General features: G+C 38.6%; 18 protein-coding genes and 1 other RNA gene. 7 read left to right on the top strand and 12 right to left on the bottom strand.

The window, feature by feature from the left end; all coding sequences use genetic code 11:
- Positions 1 to 127: 127 nt before the first annotated feature.
- The 9 genes from P8O16_RS14910 to P8O16_RS14870 all read right to left on the bottom strand — a co-directional run bounded on the left by P8O16_RS14910 (position 128) and on the right by P8O16_RS14870 (position 8346).
- Positions 128 to 1147 (bottom strand): bifunctional 3-deoxy-7-phosphoheptulonate synthase/chorismate mutase, encoded by a 1020-nt coding sequence (locus tag P8O16_RS14910; RefSeq protein ID WP_075349546.1) that lies wholly within the window; start codon positions 1145 to 1147, stop codon positions 128 to 130.
- 99 nt (positions 1148 to 1246) lie between these two features.
- The gene (gene trpA, locus P8O16_RS14905; RefSeq protein WP_300316237.1) at positions 1247 to 2020 is read right to left on the bottom strand and encodes a tryptophan synthase subunit alpha; all 774 of its coding nucleotides are present in this window, start codon (positions 2018 to 2020) and stop codon (positions 1247 to 1249) included.
- Between the two features lie 84 nt (positions 2021 to 2104).
- Complete coding sequence (gene trpB, locus P8O16_RS14900; protein WP_300316236.1) at positions 2105 to 3283, bottom strand: tryptophan synthase subunit beta; 1179 nt, start codon at positions 3281 to 3283, stop codon at positions 2105 to 2107.
- Positions 3284 to 3303: 20 nt separating this feature from the next.
- Positions 3304 to 3933 carry a phosphoribosylanthranilate isomerase gene (locus P8O16_RS14895; RefSeq protein WP_300316235.1) on the bottom strand — a complete coding sequence of 210 codons (630 nt, stop codon included), beginning with the start codon at positions 3931 to 3933 and terminating at the stop codon, positions 3304 to 3306.
- The gene (gene trpC, locus P8O16_RS14890; RefSeq protein WP_300316234.1) at positions 3933 to 4751 is read right to left on the bottom strand and encodes an indole-3-glycerol phosphate synthase TrpC; all 819 of its coding nucleotides are present in this window, start codon (positions 4749 to 4751) and stop codon (positions 3933 to 3935) included. Before trpC ends, P8O16_RS14895 begins: the two co-directional genes overlap by 1 nt.
- A gap of 8 nt (positions 4752 to 4759) precedes the next feature.
- The gene (gene trpD / locus P8O16_RS14885) at positions 4760 to 5770 is read right to left on the bottom strand and encodes an anthranilate phosphoribosyltransferase (RefSeq protein WP_300316233.1); all 1011 of its coding nucleotides are present in this window, start codon (positions 5768 to 5770) and stop codon (positions 4760 to 4762) included.
- An 82-nt stretch (positions 5771 to 5852) separates the two neighbouring features.
- The gene (locus tag P8O16_RS14880) at positions 5853 to 6419 is read right to left on the bottom strand and encodes an aminodeoxychorismate/anthranilate synthase component II (protein ID WP_300316232.1); all 567 of its coding nucleotides are present in this window, start codon (positions 6417 to 6419) and stop codon (positions 5853 to 5855) included.
- Between the two features lie 62 nt (positions 6420 to 6481).
- Positions 6482 to 6856, bottom strand: coding sequence for a four helix bundle protein (locus tag P8O16_RS14875; RefSeq protein ID WP_300316231.1), 375 nt, complete (start codon positions 6854 to 6856; stop codon positions 6482 to 6484).
- A gap of 77 nt (positions 6857 to 6933) precedes the next feature.
- Positions 6934 to 8346, bottom strand: coding sequence for an anthranilate synthase component I family protein (locus P8O16_RS14870; RefSeq protein ID WP_300316230.1), 1413 nt, complete (start codon positions 8344 to 8346; stop codon positions 6934 to 6936).
- A gap of 437 nt (positions 8347 to 8783) precedes the next feature.
- Here P8O16_RS14870 and P8O16_RS14865 point away from each other — a divergent pair, with 437 nt between their 5' ends.
- The 7 genes from P8O16_RS14865 to P8O16_RS14835 all read left to right on the top strand — a co-directional run bounded on the left by P8O16_RS14865 (position 8784) and on the right by P8O16_RS14835 (position 13100).
- Complete coding sequence (locus P8O16_RS14865) at positions 8784 to 9326, top strand: hypothetical protein (RefSeq protein WP_300316229.1); 543 nt, start codon at positions 8784 to 8786, stop codon at positions 9324 to 9326.
- 39 nt (positions 9327 to 9365) lie between these two features.
- A complete protein-coding gene (locus P8O16_RS14860) occupies positions 9366 to 9596 on the top strand; it encodes a hypothetical protein (protein ID WP_300316228.1) in 231 nt (76 codons plus the stop codon).
- Between the two features lie 150 nt (positions 9597 to 9746).
- An RNA gene (gene ffs, locus P8O16_RS14855) (signal recognition particle sRNA small type) lies at positions 9747 to 9833 on the top strand.
- Positions 9834 to 10010: 177 nt separating this feature from the next.
- Positions 10011 to 10670 (top strand): fructose-6-phosphate aldolase, encoded by a 660-nt coding sequence (fsa, locus tag P8O16_RS14850; protein ID WP_300316227.1) that lies wholly within the window; start codon positions 10011 to 10013, stop codon positions 10668 to 10670.
- A gap of 43 nt (positions 10671 to 10713) precedes the next feature.
- Positions 10714 to 10917 carry a fructose-6-phosphate aldolase gene (locus P8O16_RS14845; protein ID WP_300316226.1) on the top strand — a complete coding sequence of 68 codons (204 nt, stop codon included), beginning with the start codon at positions 10714 to 10716 and terminating at the stop codon, positions 10915 to 10917.
- Positions 10918 to 10923: 6 nt separating this feature from the next.
- Positions 10924 to 11634: a cell division ATP-binding protein FtsE gene (locus P8O16_RS14840; protein ID WP_300316225.1), complete on the top strand. Its 711-nt coding sequence runs from the start codon at positions 10924 to 10926 to the stop codon at positions 11632 to 11634.
- Between the two features lie 74 nt (positions 11635 to 11708).
- Positions 11709 to 13100, top strand: coding sequence for a S41 family peptidase (locus P8O16_RS14835; protein ID WP_300316224.1), 1392 nt, complete (start codon positions 11709 to 11711; stop codon positions 13098 to 13100).
- 563 nt (positions 13101 to 13663) lie between these two features.
- Here P8O16_RS14835 and P8O16_RS14830 read toward each other — a convergent pair.
- The 3 genes from P8O16_RS14830 to P8O16_RS14820 are packed head-to-tail and all read right to left on the bottom strand — an operon-like array spanning position 13664 to position 16292.
- Positions 13664 to 14371: a tetratricopeptide repeat protein gene (locus P8O16_RS14830; protein ID WP_300316223.1), complete on the bottom strand. Its 708-nt coding sequence runs from the start codon at positions 14369 to 14371 to the stop codon at positions 13664 to 13666.
- 23 nt (positions 14372 to 14394) lie between these two features.
- On the bottom strand, positions 14395 to 15825 hold the full coding sequence (locus P8O16_RS14825; RefSeq protein WP_300316222.1) for an HD domain-containing protein: 1431 nt from the start codon (positions 15823 to 15825) through the stop codon (positions 14395 to 14397).
- On the bottom strand, positions 15822 to 16292 hold the full coding sequence (locus P8O16_RS14820; RefSeq protein ID WP_300316221.1) for a hypothetical protein: 471 nt from the start codon (positions 16290 to 16292) through the stop codon (positions 15822 to 15824). The genes P8O16_RS14825 and P8O16_RS14820 overlap by 4 nt, the downstream gene beginning before the upstream one ends.
- Between the last annotated feature and the right edge of the window lie 650 nt (positions 16293 to 16942).

Raw genomic sequence — 16942 nt, 5'->3', positions numbered from 1 at the left:
TTACCAAAAACACATAGTCATCCTATTCCTTCATTGAAGTCGGTAGTGAGAATGATGTACGAAAGTTCGTGGTGTTGGATTCATGATACTAAAGTAAGCATGTAATAGAGGATCAGCAATATTATTTTTATAAAAGGTCGAAATTTTTACGCATTGCAAAGCTTTGTCTAATCCAAGACGCCAACCTAGCGCTTTGCGCAAAATCCAAGGTCTGCTGACCGTCGGAATAGGCTTTCTCTGGAATCTCATGGGATTCATAGATAATCCCATCAGCTCCTGCCATCACTCCGGAAAGTGCCATTTGCGGAACATATTCCCTGATTCCAATTCCGTGTGAAGGGTCCACAATCACCGGTAAATGTGACTTGGCCTTCAAAATCGGAATGGCATTCAAATCCAAAGTATTTCGAGAAGCTCGCTCGTAAGTTCGGATACCTCGCTCGCAAAGAATCAATTTCTCATTTCCTCCGGAAAAGACATACTCGGCAGATTGAAGTAATTCCTCGATCGTCCCGGAGATTCCACGCTTGATCATCACTGCTTTGTCAACTTTACCGAGTTCGTCCAAGAGGTTGAAATTCTGAGAATTTCGAGCGCCTACCTGATACACATCTACATAAGGGTACATTTCTTCGATTTGGGAAGTCTGCATCACCTCAGTCACGATTTTGATCCCAGCTGCAGAAGCGATATCATACCATAGTTTCAAACCTTCCAATCCTAAACCACGGAAAGCGTAAGGAGAACTTCTTGGCTTGAACACGCCTCCACGCATCATCTTGATATCATTGTCCACGCAGTGCTGGACTACTTTGCGGATTTGCTCCTCAGACTCGATGGAGCAAGGACCAGTGATAATGGCCATCTCTCCATCCTTGATAAATACATCGTCACCTAAATCCACCGAAGTCGGCTTGGCTTTCCATTTCTTGGAGACAAGTTTGTACTCATCTGAGACCACGTGAATATCCGAAATGCCGTCCATTTGGCCGATCTTTCGGATATCAAAATCGTTTTTTCCGATTCCGATCAGGTAGTCACCTAATTGGGTTTTGACCTCGGTAGTTTTATAGCCTATGCCATTTACTTTGGCAATTAATTTTTCCTTTTGTACTTCGGAAATATCAGGCTGAAGTTGAATAATCATATTTATTTACGAATTATGAATTACGATTTACGAGGCCGAACTTAGAGTTGAGCCTTTTAGTGAACGGGTGGGTTAGACTCTTGAAAATCTTACAATTTCTCAATTTATCACCGACTGAATGTATTGCTGAATATCAGCATCCAAGTTGCTTGAGTTCTTTACAGTTTTGATGAAAGCCGATCCGATGATCGCTCCATTTCCATACTTAGAAGCTGTGCTAAATGATTCAGCATCAGAAATCCCGAACCCGATTAGTCTGGGATTTTTGAGATTCATCGCTTGCACCCGTTCAAAATAGGCGATTTGCTCTTCACTGATCCCGGTTTTAGCTCCAGTGATGCTATTGGAAGAAACCATATAGATAAAGCCATTGGTATGGGAATCAATTTCACGAATCCGCTTTTCATTGGTGGCAGGCGAGATCAAGAAGGTATTTACCAAACCATAAGAATCGAATAGAGTTTTGTAATCCTCCAAGTACTGCTGCATAGGAAGATCTGGAAGAATTAATCCATCTATCCCTACCTCTTTGCATTTTTTGCAAAACTCCTCCATTCCAAATTGCATGATAGGATTTAAATATCCCATCAAAACCACTGGAACATGGATTTTGGCTCGAAAGCCTACCAATTGATCGAAAAGCTTTTTTAGGCTCATCCCGTTTTCCAAAGCGATTAGATTACTATCCTGAATGGTCGGCCCATCCGCAATCGGATCAGAATACGGAACTCCAATCTCGATGATATCTGCTCCTCCTGCCTGAATCGCCTCCATCGTCGGAAGTGTATCTTCCAATTTTGGGAAACCGGCAGTAAAGTAAATTGAGAGAACCCGCTCCTTTTTGGTATTGAATAAATAATGTATTCTGTTCATTTTGTTTTTGTTAGATGACAGTTGTCCGGTGACCGATGAATATCACTTTACCACATCGGTCATCCGACATCTGACATCGGACTTTTAATAGCCTCCCCATTTGATATAAGTATCCAAATCCTTATCACCTCGACCAGAGAGATTGATTACGATTACGTCGTCTTTGCTGTATTCGATTAGATTCAAGGCATGGATAGCATGAGCAGTCTCAATTGCAGGAATGATTCCTTCCATTCGACTGAGTTCGATGCCTGCTTTCATCGCGTCTTCATCCTCCACAGCTACAAATTCTCCTCTCCCAATATCAAACAAATGTGCATGCACTGGTCCAATTCCAGGATAATCCAGTCCAGCAGAAATACTATGTGGCTCGATCACTTGACCATCTTCGGTCTGCATCAACAGGGTTTTTGATCCATGCAAAATACCTGGGGTTCCCAAAGCTGTGGTTGCTGCAGATTTCCCTGAAGTCACACCTAGACCTGCAGCTTCTGCTGCGATCAGTCGAACTTCCGGCGTATTGTAATAATGATAAAAAGCCCCAGCAGCATTGCTTCCTCCACCAACACAGGCAATCACTAAATCAGGATTTTCTTTTCCTTCTTTTTCTTTTAACTGCCATTTGATTTCCTCCGATATTACCGATTGGAATCGAGCAACCATTTCCGGATAAGGATGAGGTCCTACCACCGAACCAATAATGTAATGTGTACCCACTGGATCATTGATCCAAGCTCGCATGGCTTCATTCGTAGCATCTTTTAGCGTTTTAGAGCCTGAGGTTGCAGGTACTACTTTTGCTCCGAGGATTCGCATCCGCTCCACATTTGGGCGCTGACGCTGAATATCCAACTCACCCATGTATACGATGCAATCCATCCCCATTAAAGCGCAAACGGTGGCTGTTGCCACGCCATGCTGTCCAGCACCAGTCTCAGCGATAATTCGCTTTTTACCCAGCTTCTTTGCCAGAATGATTTGACCAATCGTATTATTTATTTTATGAGCGCCAGTATGACAAAGATCTTCTCGCTTAAAGTAGATTTTGGCACCGTACTTTTCCGACATTCGCTTTGCGAAATACAACGGTGTAGGACGTCCCACAAAGTCTCGAAGCAAGGATTGAAATTCATCCTGAAATTCCTTGGTGGCGACGATCGCCTCATAATTTTCTCGTAGCTCTTCAATGTTTGGATGCAGCATCTCAGGAATGTATGCGCCTCCAAATTTTCCATAAAAGCCCTTTTCGTCCACTCTGATCATATTCTTCACGTTTGACCCGATCAATTTCTCGGGAGCTGTTGTATAAATTTCTTCAGTTTTTCAATATTCTTTAAGCCAGGAGCATCTTCAAATTTCGAATTCAAATCTACACCCTGCATTCTTGGGTTTTTTGCTGCAAAAGTTAAAATCTCTTCCCAACTCTCTTCATCAATTCCCCCACTTAAGAGAAAGCCTTTGTCGAATGGATAAGTTTCCAAAACTGTCCAATCAAATTTTTGTCCGGTACCTCCGTGTTTTGGAGAGGCCGTATCGAAAAGAAATTTACTCACGAAGGGCAAATAGCTTTTTAGATTTCCCCAATCAATTTGATCATTTACTGAAATGACTTTCCAAATCTCAGCATTTGTTTTCTTCGAAAGCTGCTCCACAAATTCAGGCAATTCACCACCGTGAAGTTGAACAGCTTTCAAATCGAAAAGAGCCACTTTCCTTAAGATCTCAGCTTCTGTTTCATTCACAAAGACTCCAACTTTTGAGATATTCAACTTGGATAATTCTCTGGAAGATTCATCAGATACAAATCTGGGAGACTTGGAATAGAAAATCAGTCCCATCCAATCGGGATCAATCTCCTCGATTAATTGGAGAATATTTTCTGATTCTCGCATCCCGCAGACTTTAATTTCCATCAGGCTTGACTCAATGCTAATTCAGCAGCAAGTTTTTTGTACTCTTTAATAAAATTGTAAGCTGCTTGCTCAGGTCTAGCTGATTTCATGAAATTCTCCCCAATCAGGAATCCATCGAATCCAGCTGATTTCAATTGAATTAAAGTCGCAGGATCAGAAATTCCACTTTCGGAAATTTTCACAAAGTCCGAAGGAATCCGATTTACCAAATCCAAGGAAGTTTGAAGAGATACTTCGAAGGTTTTTAAATTTCTATTATTCACTCCGACTAAATCCAATCCATCACAAAGGCTTCGATCCAACTCTTCACCATCATGGACTTCCATCAACACTTCCAGCCCAAGACTTTTTGCGAAATACGCGAGTGATTTTAATTTTTCGGGTTCTAAAGCTGCTGCAATCAGCAAAACACAATCTGCTCCAATGGACTTTGCTTCAACTATTTGATATTCATCAACTACAAAATCTTTTCGGAGAATTGGGCAAAAATTGAAGTGTCTTGCAGCTTTCAAATCCTCAGAACTTCCTCCGAAATATTTTGAGTCGGTCAGAATAGAAAGTGCTGATGCTCCAGCCTGCATATAGCCTATACTCACTTTTTCTACTTTCGCAGCAGCATTAATCATTCCTTTGGAAGGAGATTTTCGCTTGAATTCAGCGATAATTCCTGTCTTTTCAGGATTGGTAACATATTTTTTCATCGAAACTACTTTGCCGTCAAAGAAGATGCTTTGCTCTAGTAATTTGACTGGCACTAAACTTTTTCGCTCGGATACTTCAATATGCTTGTCAGCAATGATTTGATCTAAAATATTCATAGTAAAATTTAAGCAAATGAAATTGAGGTTTTAGGGTTGACTAAGCCTTTGAAGACGTTCAGGGCTTTTCCGGATAATAATGATTCTGTTGCCAGGGATACTGCTTCTGGAAATTCGACTCCTTCTTTTGCAGTCACTAGTGCAGCTGCAGAGTTTGCGATGACTACTGAATTCTGACTTTCGGTACCTTTACCTTTTAGAATATTTTCAAAGATTTTGGCAGATTCTTCCACTGTTTCTCCTCCTGCGATACTTTTTGCATCTAACTTTTTTAATCCTATACTTTCTGGAGAAAGCAATCGCTCGCCTCCATTTGAGATCATTTTAAACGAACCCGTCAAGGAAATCTCATCGTACCCATCGAGTGCATGAAGAATAGAAAACCTTCCTTCCATTTCCTGATACAGATATCCATAAAGGCGTGCTAGCTCAAGACTAAATACACCGACCAATTGTTTCCTTGGAAAACTAGGATTAACCATTGGTCCAAGCATATTGAAAAAGGTTTTTACGCCAAGTTCTTTTCGGATTGGCGCAACATTTTTCATTGCCGGGTGGAAAAGTGGTGCATGCAGAAAACAAATTCCAGCTTCGTCCAGTCCACGCTTGATTTCATCAATATTATTGGTGAACTGATAACCGAAATAGGAAAGTAAGTTCGAGGAACCACAGATAGACGATACACCTGTATTACCGTGTTTGGCGACGTTTTGCCCAGCTCCAGCCACCACAAAAGATGATAAGGTGGAAATATTAAAGGTATCCTTTCCGTCACCGCCTGTTCCACAAAGATCCATTGCATCATACTCAGCTATTTCAACTGGAATGCAAAGCTCAAGCATGGCATCGCGAAAGCCACGTAACTCATCCACTGTTATACTCCGCATCAAATAGACAGTCATAAAGGCTGCAATTTGGCTCGTATTGTATGATCCTGTCGCTATGTTCTTCAAAACTTCTTTCGCTTGGTCTTGAGAAAGTGTACGGTGTTCGATCAATAAGTTTAGAATATCTTTCATCTGTTTAGGATTGATTTTTAATTGTCACCCCACTATGTGTCGAATTTATCACACTCGATTTCATTAGCTTAGGGTGATTTTTTTAGGCAGATAACCAGTTTTTCATGATAGCCACTCCATTTTCTGTAAGGATACTTTCCGGGTGAAACTGAACTCCTCGTACGTCATACACTTTATGTCTAATTGCCATAATCTGCTGATCGGGTGTTCGGGCGATTACTTCCAGGTCAGGTGAAAGGGTGTCTTCATTGATGACCCAGGAGTGATATCTTCCAATACTAAATGTATCGGGAATGCCTTCAAAAAGCAAATCCGGACTTACGGTGACTTTCGAAGCCACGCCATGCAGGACTTCGGATAGGTTGGTCAATGTCCCTCCAAAGGCCTCCCCGATGGCTTGATGTCCAAGGCAAACCCCCAGAATTGATTTAGTCGGCGAATATCTTTTCAAAAGCTCGGGCATGATTCCAGCTTCTTCTGGTATACCAGGACCTGGAGAAAGAAGGATTTTATCATAACCCGCCACATCATCAAGACTGATTTTATCATTTCGGTAGACATCCATTACAGCTCCATATCCAAGCTGACGGACGATGTAAACCAGATTGTAGGTGAATGAATCGTAATTATCTAGGACGAGTATTTTCATTTTGATAGTTGCAAAGTAGTAAGGTAGTAAGGTTGAAAAGTTCTCTAAAAAGAGGATTCACTTTATTTCTGTTCTTTTTTAGTTTTTAAGTATTCAATCAATGATTTGATCTGTCGAGAAAGACCAATTAATTCTTCTTTTAACTTCATATAATTTTCTTCCGACACCCTGTTTACTTTAACCAAAAGTGCCAACTGACTTCTCAATTCTCCTGCAGAACCTTTAGCATATCCTAGAAACCTGATGAATTGAACTCTATTATTGTACTCAAACCCTTCGGCAATATTGTTTGAAATGGAAACTGCAGAACCAATCAACTGGTCTCTAGATTTATAATCATTTTTCAATGGTAATTGATCTGATATTGAATAAATATCCACTCCAATAGAAATAGCTTTTTGCCAAATCACCAATTCTTCAAAGCTTTTAGCTGTCATTTTACTTGGAATTAACTGTATAAATCAAACTTGGAATTCTTCGAACCTTACCACTTTTCAACTTTCCCACTTTAGAATTATATCTTCTCAGCAGCCCTTAATGCTACTCGCAATGCCTCTAATTTATTTGCTACTTCCTGAAGTTCGGATGGAATGGTTGATTTGGCTACTACGCCAGCGCCTGCTTGGAAACGAAGTGTGTTATTTTCTGAGACAAATGATCGAATCAGGATAGCATGATTGAAATCGCCATTGAATCCTAAAAAGCCAATTGCTCCACCATAAAATTGACGGCTACTGTTTTCCAGTTGATCGATCAGCTGCATCGCTTTGTATTTTGGTGCACCTGACAATGTCCCAGCAGGAAAAGTATCCGCTACCAGTTGAAGTGGATTTGCTCCTTCAGGCAACTTTCCAGTCACTTTTGAGACCAAATGGATCACATGAGAGTAATACTGGATTTCTTTGAATACTTCCACATTGACTTCTACAGAAGTTCTGGAGAGGTCATTTCTAGCCAAATCCACCAACATTACATGCTCTGAATTTTCTTTTGGATCATCGTAGAGTTTGACCGCAAGAGCCGCATCTTCTTGATCATTCCCCGTTCTCCTAAAAGTACCTGCTATAGGAAAAATCGTGGCTTTATTTCCCTTTACTACGATTTGTGCTTCCGGAGAACTTCCAAAAACTTTGAAAGAGCCATAATCAAAGTAGAATAAATAAGGGGAAGGGTTCACCGAACGAAGTGCGCGATAAACATTGAATTCGTCGCCTTTAAATTGGGTGGTAAATCTTCTGGAAAGTACAATCTGGAAGACATCCCCTCGGAAACAATGCTCGCGACCTTGATTGAGGATCTTCAAAAACTCCTCATCTGTGTAATTAGAAAACTCCTCTCCGACTTTCTTGAAGCTGTAGGCTGGAATATTTTTACTGTTGAGCAGCATTTCGATTTCATCCATCATTTCCGGATTATCTGCACCTGCTACCCTATGCTCCAATAAATTCAACTCATTCTTATAATGATCGACTACTATAATATTCTGATAAACTGAATATTGCATCATCGGTACTTCATTTGGAATCGAATTTTCCAAGTTGATATCCTCAAAGTAAGCCAGTGTATCGTATTGGATATAGCCGAATAATCCGTTTGAACTGAACTTGAAATTATCTGGAGCTACGTCAAACTTATTTCCAAATGCTCTTAAAGCGACCATCAAAGGCTTTTCCTCCGTCACCTCATAGGTCAAAGTTTCATCAAAAGGCAAAGTTTCTGTCACTTTCCCGCCGTTGAAAGAAAAGGTAGCAAGTGGGTTAAAGCAGATGTATGAAAAGCTATTTTCCTGACCATGGTAGTCCGAACTTTCAAGTAAAATAGGATTGGTGAATCGATCTCTAATCTGCAAATAGATACTTACTGGAGTAATAGTATCAGCTAGGCGCTTGCGATGGGTAGTTAAGATGGGGAATTTCACTTGAGTCATTTTTAGGAATTTTGCATGAAAAAAGGCTTACCGGAAATCCAGTAAGCCTTTTTACTATGTTGTAACGCAAAATAAAATGCAGGGGCTTTCTAAATTTCCTTTTGGGAAGAATAAGAATGCCACCACCAATATTTGTTTGCGATTGTTTTCATAAGAACAGATGCAAAATTAGAAAGGGATTGTTAAGTACAAAGCATCTTTTAATTTATTTCTCAATTTTCTTCCCTTAAAACTCTATTTGACTCGTTTCAATCATTTTAGAACAAAACCTTAAAACAACTCAATCGTGTAACTTATGAGTTACTATTTTTCTATTTATGAAATCGAGCATGACTCAAAAATCACACACTGGGATGTCCCGATATTTATCGGGAAGGCCTTGCGAGATTCCTCCTGATAGCTATCGGGAGGACCACTGAAAAACAAATTATAAACAGATGAAAAAATCCATCTTACTATTCCTGTTCATAATTACCACTTTCATGACAGTTTCTGCACAAACAGAATCTGGCTGGAATCAAAAATTGAATGAGGTAAAATTCAAATCCCAAACTGGAGAAGAATCTGTTTTAGGTGTAGATCCGGGACTTCGCTATGCAAATCTTCAGCATCATGATAGAGATTTTCGGCTTTTTTATAATCGTAATGACATGCGTACAAAAAATATCCGAATCGTGGATCAAAAATCCGGACTAGAAATTGCAAAAGGTAGAGGAAATATTTTTTGGGGAAATGGCCGAATTGAATTCATTGATGGGGAAACGGTGAAGTTGAAGCGTAAAAGAAATCAGAATGGCTATACCATTATTGGTCCTTACGGAGAACTATTTAAAATAGAGAATCAAGCAATCAGCCCAGTTAAAACTTATGGAGAAAAAGACTTTCTTTCTCAAGCTTTTTTTGTTTTTGATTGGATTAAAACTACTCAAAAACCTCCACAAGATGTAGTAGTATATACTACCTATAATTCAACTTGGTAAGATTATTTTTCCAAACTTTGTGGAATAATTAATAAAACAATGGCAAAAGCTTTTCCACAGTATTTCAAGAGAGTCTTTGATGACTACCAAGTGTTGGTTCAAGTAAATCCAAATGATTTCACAGGATTGGAATTAATTGTTCATCCTGATGGAAAAATCGAAAAAACTGAAATGACCTTTGATGAGGAAATTTTTGAAGATTTAGCTGAAGATGAATTCATCCACTGCAATGTCTTAGAGTTTCAAATGCACCACGCCAAAGTCAAATAAATCTCAATATTAGTCTAATCGAAGTCAAATTTGCTGGCTTTAGATTTTACTTTGAAAGTATTCTCACTGATAATCAAGACAAGGGACATCTGCCAGCTAAAATCATTATCATGAGATTGGATTCAAAAAATTTTGATTTACCTTTGTGGCCTAGCGGCACGACCAGCTCCTGCTGAATCCCCCAGGTCCGGAAGGAAGCAAGGGTAGGCGGTTGTAGCGGTGCGATGCCGCTTCTTTTTTGCCTTATTTTTTTTCAAGGCACCTTTTCCCGGTTTCGATTCCTGATTAATCTTCTAACTTTGTTTCAAATAATCAAACCTAAAACTTCGTGAGATAGGTATGGTAAATACGATTTTCCAATTGTATTTACCGGCATCCTAATATCATGTTACCTTTAAAATCAATCTGATAAATATGAAATTCTTTATTGACACCGCAAATCTTGATGAAATCCGTGAAGCCTATGACTTAGGCGTTTTAGACGGTGTGACTACCAATCCATCCTTGATGGCCAAAGAAGGCATCAGTGGTGACGCAAATGTAAGAGCTCACTACAAAGCGATCTGCGATATCGTTGATGATAAAGTGAGTGCCGAGGTGATCTCAACTGATTTTGCCGGAATGATAAAAGAAGGAAAAGAGCTCGCTAAAATAGATGATAAAATTGTAGTCAAAATCCCAATAATCAAAGATGGGGTGAAAGCACTTAAGTATTTTCACAGTGAAGGTATTCGTACCAATTGCACACTAATTTTCTCTGCAGGTCAAGCGCTATTAGCAGCAAAAGCAGGAGCTTCCTACGTTTCTCCTTTCATTGGCAGATTAGATGATATCTCTTATGATGGTATGGAACTGATCGCGCAAATCGTCCATATTTACCAGAATTACAACTTCGAAACAGAGGTGTTGGCAGCATCTGTGCGTCATTCGATGCACTTATTAAAGTGTGCGGAGGTAGGAGCAGATGTAGTGACTTGCCCATTAAAGGTAATCACGGGTTTACTTAAGCATCCATTAACTGATTCTGGTCTCGCCACATTCTTAGCCGACCACGCAAAAGCTGCTGGCAAATAAATTTTATCCTGCCGACTCCGGTCGGCTCTTTTCTCTCTCAATCATGTACATAATCAAAGTCAAAGGCAAAGCAAAAATCCCGGATTACATTCAAATTCGAGACGAAAACTTTGTTTTAATCGCTTATTTCAGAGCTGATAGGCCTTTGAAAAATATGGAGAAATTTGGCTTAGAGGGCAAGGAGGAAGAATTAGAGGCGTTAATCAAGGGTCTTTCTTTTGGAAAATTGCAAAAATTAGAGCTTTAAAGTAACATGGATTTCACAACTCAACCCGTACTGAAGGTCAATCAAGCTACTATTTTTCAAGGATTAAATCCTGTCCTTACCGATGTCAACTTCTCCGTAGAGCAACACGAATTTGTTTTTTTAATCGGTCGAACTGGAAGTGGAAAAAGTTCACTTTTAAAAACACTCTACGCCGATTTGGAATTAAAAAGTGGCGTTGTAGAAGTAGCTGGATTTGATTTGGGGACGATTAAGCAAAAAGAAATTCCTTTTCTAAGAAGAAAAATTGGAATCATATTTCAAGATTTTCAACTCTTCAATGATCGAACGGTCGCAGAGAATCTGTCATTTGTTATGAAAGCTACAGGCTGGACCAACAAGCTAAAAATCAAAGAACGAATGGCAGAAGTGCTTATGTTAGTTGGTCTAAATGATGCTTTGGAAAAAATGCCTCATCAACTTTCTGGGGGGGAACAACAACGAGTTGTTATCGCCAGAGCGTTACTAAACCAACCATCTATTCTTCTTGCAGATGAACCAACAGGTAACCTTGATCCTGATGTTGCAGATGGGATTTTTAAATTATTCCAAGAAATCAACAAAAAAGGAACTGCAATCTTGATGGCAACCCACAACCATGACTTGCTCCGGAAATATCCTTATCGGGTCTTGAAATGTGAAAATGGAGTTCTTCAGGATAGTAAAACTCACGACGTTTCTTTCGGAACTTCTTTTTAATCCTTATCAAATTGTTCTACTAAGGTAACATGAGTCATATTTCTTCGTTTGTTTGTAGGTATAATGTAAAGCTTATGAAACTCTCCCTGTTCAAAAATATTCTACTACTTTCAGTAATCGGTGTATTTCTTTCCAGTTGCAATAAGGATGAAGCGCTACCAGCAATAGACCCGACCTCCAATGCAGCTGTAAATAGATGGATTATTGACATTATGGATGAGGTTTATTATTGGTTGGGAGATTTAGGGACACCCATAAGTGAGGATGCTGATCCTGAGGATTATTTCGAGGCTCTACTTTTCAGACCAACTGATCGATTTTCGGTGATTTATCCTGACTATCAAGAACTGATCAATTCTTTGAATGGAATATCCCTTGAAACAGGGTACGAGTTTATCCTTTATAGAGAAAGTGCATCAAGTGACAAAGTCTTTGCAGAAATCACCTACATTAAAAAGAACAGTCCTGCTTCTGCTGTTGATCTGAAACGTGGCGATCGAATTCGATCTATTAACGGAACCTTGTTTACTGTTGATAATTTTCGTGATGTTTTGGGACTTACCGAATCAACACATAGCCTTGAATACACTAGATATGATGAAGCATCCAATCAGTTTGTAGAAAAACCAAGCGTTACCCTCACTCCTATTCAGCTTTCGGAGGATCCAAATTTCTTGGACACTATTTATACCATCAATAATGAAAAAATTGGGTATGTAATTTATCATTTTTTCACTCCAGGTCCCGGTAATGGAAGCACCCAATTTGATAATGAAATGGATGCGATTTTTGGGAAATTCAAATCAGAGTCAATCGATCATTTGATTGTAGATTTAAGATACAACGGAGGTGGATTCGTCTCTTCTGCTGTAAACCTGGCAAGCCTTATCGGTCCAGGAGTCAGTACTACTGACATTTTCTCAAAGACAAAGTATAATTCTTTTATAGCCGAGCAGATCCCTGAGCTAAGAGATGTTAAAACTACTTTCAAAGCCAAGGCCGAAAATCTAGGTAATACACTGGACGGGAACAGGGTTTATATTTTAACTTCAAACCGCACTGCCTCAGCATCGGAGCTGATAATCAACGGATTAAAACCTTACATGGATGTATTCTTGATTGGAAATACTACAACTGGTAAAAATGTGGGCTCTATTCCCTTTGAGGATGAAGACAACCCGGATAACAAATACGGAATCCTTCCTATCGTAACACAAAGTTTCAATAGCTTGGATCAATCAGATTATACTACAGGATTTAATCCCAATGTGGTGGCTTTGGAGTCAGCAGAGTTACTTCTTCCACTAGGTGACATTAATGAGCAATTGCTTCGAAAGGCCATTACCCAAATTACAGGGACAACACCTTCAGGGCGAATTTTAAAATCTGAAAGATTAGATGTAGCAAGTTCGCTAGATCACAAAATCCGTACAGGTAGAATGATTGAAAACACCATAATAAAGTAGCCAAGCACAATATTTTGTAAAATCCCAGCTAAATCAATGTGAAAATTAGATTTGAGAATTTTAAGTTATTACCTAGATTTAATACTTAGGAAGTTGGGATAAAACCTGAGTTTTTGTTTGTTAAGTCTTTCTTATTGATCAATAGTAAAATCAGGTTATATTGCCATTAATGTGGGGATTCATACAAGGAAACATGACATAATGAATATTTTTTTTGTCCTAATAATTAATTTTTGATAATCAGTCTTCTACTTTATGGAATGAAGTTAACTTTGTCCAAAATCATTTAACAGTGCTAGAGCTAGTTGCCAGTTTTCTATTAATTCTATCAATCTATTTCTTAGGATGTCTAGCTTTAGTTCAAGAAGTTATACGACCAAATAAACATTTAGTAAGAGACGGGAATCAAGAAAAAGGTCACTGGGAGACTAATTACTCAAAAATCATCCTTCTTAGCTTTATACTTTCTTTGATTACCACTACAGCAGCATATTTCATTTTTCTATAGGCAAAAAAAAACCGACCTAAAAAAAGCCGGTTTTTAAAACTGAGTGAGCAAAGGATTACATCGCCTTTTTCAAATTCTCTTTAGCAAGTGTGAAGTTTGGTTCCAATTGGATTGCCTCCTCAAATGCAGTTTTGGCTTCAGCCTTTGAACCCTGATCCAAATAAATCATTCCTCTAAGATTTAGTCCGGCAGCTTTCATTCCAATTTCCTGGGTTTCTGTCTGTGAGACAGGAAAGCCAATTTTCTCATCTGCCTTTGCGTTTTTAATAAGCATATCAGTCGAATTAATTGCCTCCTGATACTTTTTCAAACTATACTGAATAAATCCTGATTTATATAAACTAAAATTATCTCCAGTAAGAAGAAAGAGTCTTTCAAAGTGCGGAAGTGCCCGATCCAAAGCTCCAAGTTGCTCCAGCGAAAAAGCTGCAATTTCTAAAGAGCCAATGCTTTTATCATTTACCTCCAAAATATCCAAAGCTACCAAAGCGGCTGAGGTAGACATTCCATTTTCGAAATAAAGTGATCCTAATAATTCCGGATAGCGCAGATCATCCGGATTTCTTACAATTAGACTGTAAAGCTTATCTTTCGCTGCTTGAAAATCATTGTACCGAATGGCCAATTGATAAGCTGCTTGATCTTGATTGTTCAAAATTTTTCTTGTATTGGCATCCAGTCTCGGCTGGATAGAATCTGTGTTCTGGGCGAATGTAGCGCTAGCGCAAATCAGCAGAAACAGCATGGATAAAACGTGCTTCATTGGTGTTAATTTTAATTAGTTTTTTATTTAGGGGATTTATTTTGAGGCTCTAGGCCCTTCTTTTTTGCAATAGAAAACATCAATTCCCGTGCCTCTATAGGATTATTATGAATTTTGCCCTCCAATATAGCTTCTTTAATCTCTTCTTTAATCTCACCGACGATTTTTGAAGGCTCAAGATTAAATATTTCCATAATCTCTTCACCGGAAATTGGAGGTTGAAAATTCCTCATTTGATCTTTTTCTTCTACTTCCAAAAGTTTTTGATCAACTCGATCGAAATTTTCAAGGTATCGTTTTACTTTTTTATTGTTTTTGGATGTAACATCCGCCCTGCAAAGTTTCATTAAGTCTTCTATATCATCTCCTGCATCAAAGAGTAATCTTCTTAAGGCTGAATCCGTCACTTCGTCTTTAACCAAAGCAATGGGCCTCAGATGGAGGCGAACCAACTTTTGAACATATTTCATTCGGTCGTCCATCGGAAGCTTTAATCTTCTAAAAATTTCAGGAACCATCCTTGCGCCCTTATCTTCATGCCCATGGAATGTCCAACCGACCTTAGGATTAAATCGCTTGGTTGCAGGCTTCGCTATGTCATGAAGAATTGCTGCCCACCTTAAATACAGGTCATCGCTCACTTGACAGACATTATCCAAAACCTGTAAGGTATGATAGAAATTATCTTTGTGGGATTTATCATCCACAGAATCTACCCCTTGGAGATCCACCATTTCCGGAAAAAACTCATGTAATAACTTACTTGCAAAAAGCAATTTAAATCCATAAGAAGGCTTTTTAACTAGAATGATTTTATTCAGTTCGACTATAATTCGCTCTGCAGAAACAATTTTAAGTCTGGAGGCATTCTCCGTTATGGCAAAGAAAGTATCTGGATCGATATCAAAGTCAAGTTGAGCAGCAAAACGAATTGCCCGTAACATTCGAAATGGATCATCCGAAAAAGTAATAGAGGGGTCTAAAGGAGTTCGGATTATTTTTTTCTTGATATCAACCAAACCATCAAATGGATCTAATATGCTTCCAAAGTCGGCTTGATTCAAAGAGATCGCCATCGCATTGATCGTAAAATCCCTGCGCTCCAGATCTTCTAAGAGAGTTCCATTTTCAACAATTGGTTTCCTGGATTCAAGTCGATAAGATTCTTTTCGGGCACCGACAAATTCTAATTCCCAATCTTCGAGTTTTACCATCGCGGTCCCGAAATTTTTAAATACGGAAACTGGGACATGATAATCAAATTGTTTAGCCACCTCCTCTGCAAGTTTAATTCCGCTTCCTATACAAGTAAAATCAATATCCTTACTATTTCTCTTCAATATAAGATCTCTCACATAGCCACCCACTAAATAGGTTTCAAGGCCTAGGTTTAAAGCAGCTTGGGCAACTTTTGAAAAGACCTCAAATTCATCAAGATGTGATTTGAAATTCATGCTTTAATGATTTTAACATCTCCATCCGGACTTAAAAATAGCTCTTTGACACTTGGGCTATAAAGCGGAAATGGAAGCTCTATTTTATCAATAGGCTTTTCATTAGAATTTAGTTTTACCAAAATGGGCTGAGAAATTTGGAACAAAAACCTATTCCAATTCGGCTCACGGATTAGCGCAAATTTTAATTTACCATCACGAACCAAATCGGACTTCATGACTCGATTTGGAATACTATGATAAATAGTCGGCTTGCTGGCATACTCCACGATATCTAAAGAAACCTCTGAAAAAGCTTCACAAATCGTTCTAATTTGGAACATATCAAAGAGAAGAAAAATCCAATCTTGTCCTAATTCAGGAGTCCAATTCTCAGGCTTGATAAAAGAAATCACTTTCCCATTTCCTTCCTGAATGTGTAGAATCCCTGTTTTTTTAAATTCTGATGCGAGTTGAGATAAATCCAAAGCTGTTTTTTTTACAAAAATAACCAGAATATCTATAGGAGCAGGTTTATTCTAAAACCAAAAAAGCGCCCCTAATCCAAAAGCATAAAAAAATTATCCCTTCCATAAATCGAGGATTCTTAAAAATGCATGAGAGCCTGAGGAATCTGCCCAAGACGCTTTCATGAAAGTAAATCAATAATCAAGGCATTTGAAGGAAACTCAAAATTTACCACATGACGGAATAATATCGTTTAATTTGAAGCTTTTTTGAGGTTGCGGATAAAAAAAACAGAACGAATCCTCGGTTAAGAAACGAAAACTCGAAATAGATTTTCAGAAATTTTTCTTGATGGAATTCAAATTCTTCAGGAAGCCAACAAATAGAAAAAATAATTAAAGTTAGAAATGCCAAAAAAGGGCATGAATTCAATAATCTTAAGTTGTCTTATCCCAAAAAAACGACGGATAAACGAAAAATGCATTGATTACATCATGCTCAGATTCTCAAGTGAAAATATTGTTGTATCGAAGGAGAAAAAAATAACAAATTATGTATATCCGCAATCTTGCCAGTATGATTAAATCGAAGCAATGATGAGTCTGTCAAAGAGTTTTTGACCGAAGTATCTTCTGTTGAGCTTGTAACAAAACTCGTCCAGGTAATTCTG

It is taken from the genome of Algoriphagus sp. (genome assembly GCF_029254265.1).
GTDB lineage: Bacteria > Bacteroidota > Bacteroidia > Cytophagales > Cyclobacteriaceae > Algoriphagus.
This window is presented reverse-complemented; position numbering and strand designations above follow the sequence as displayed.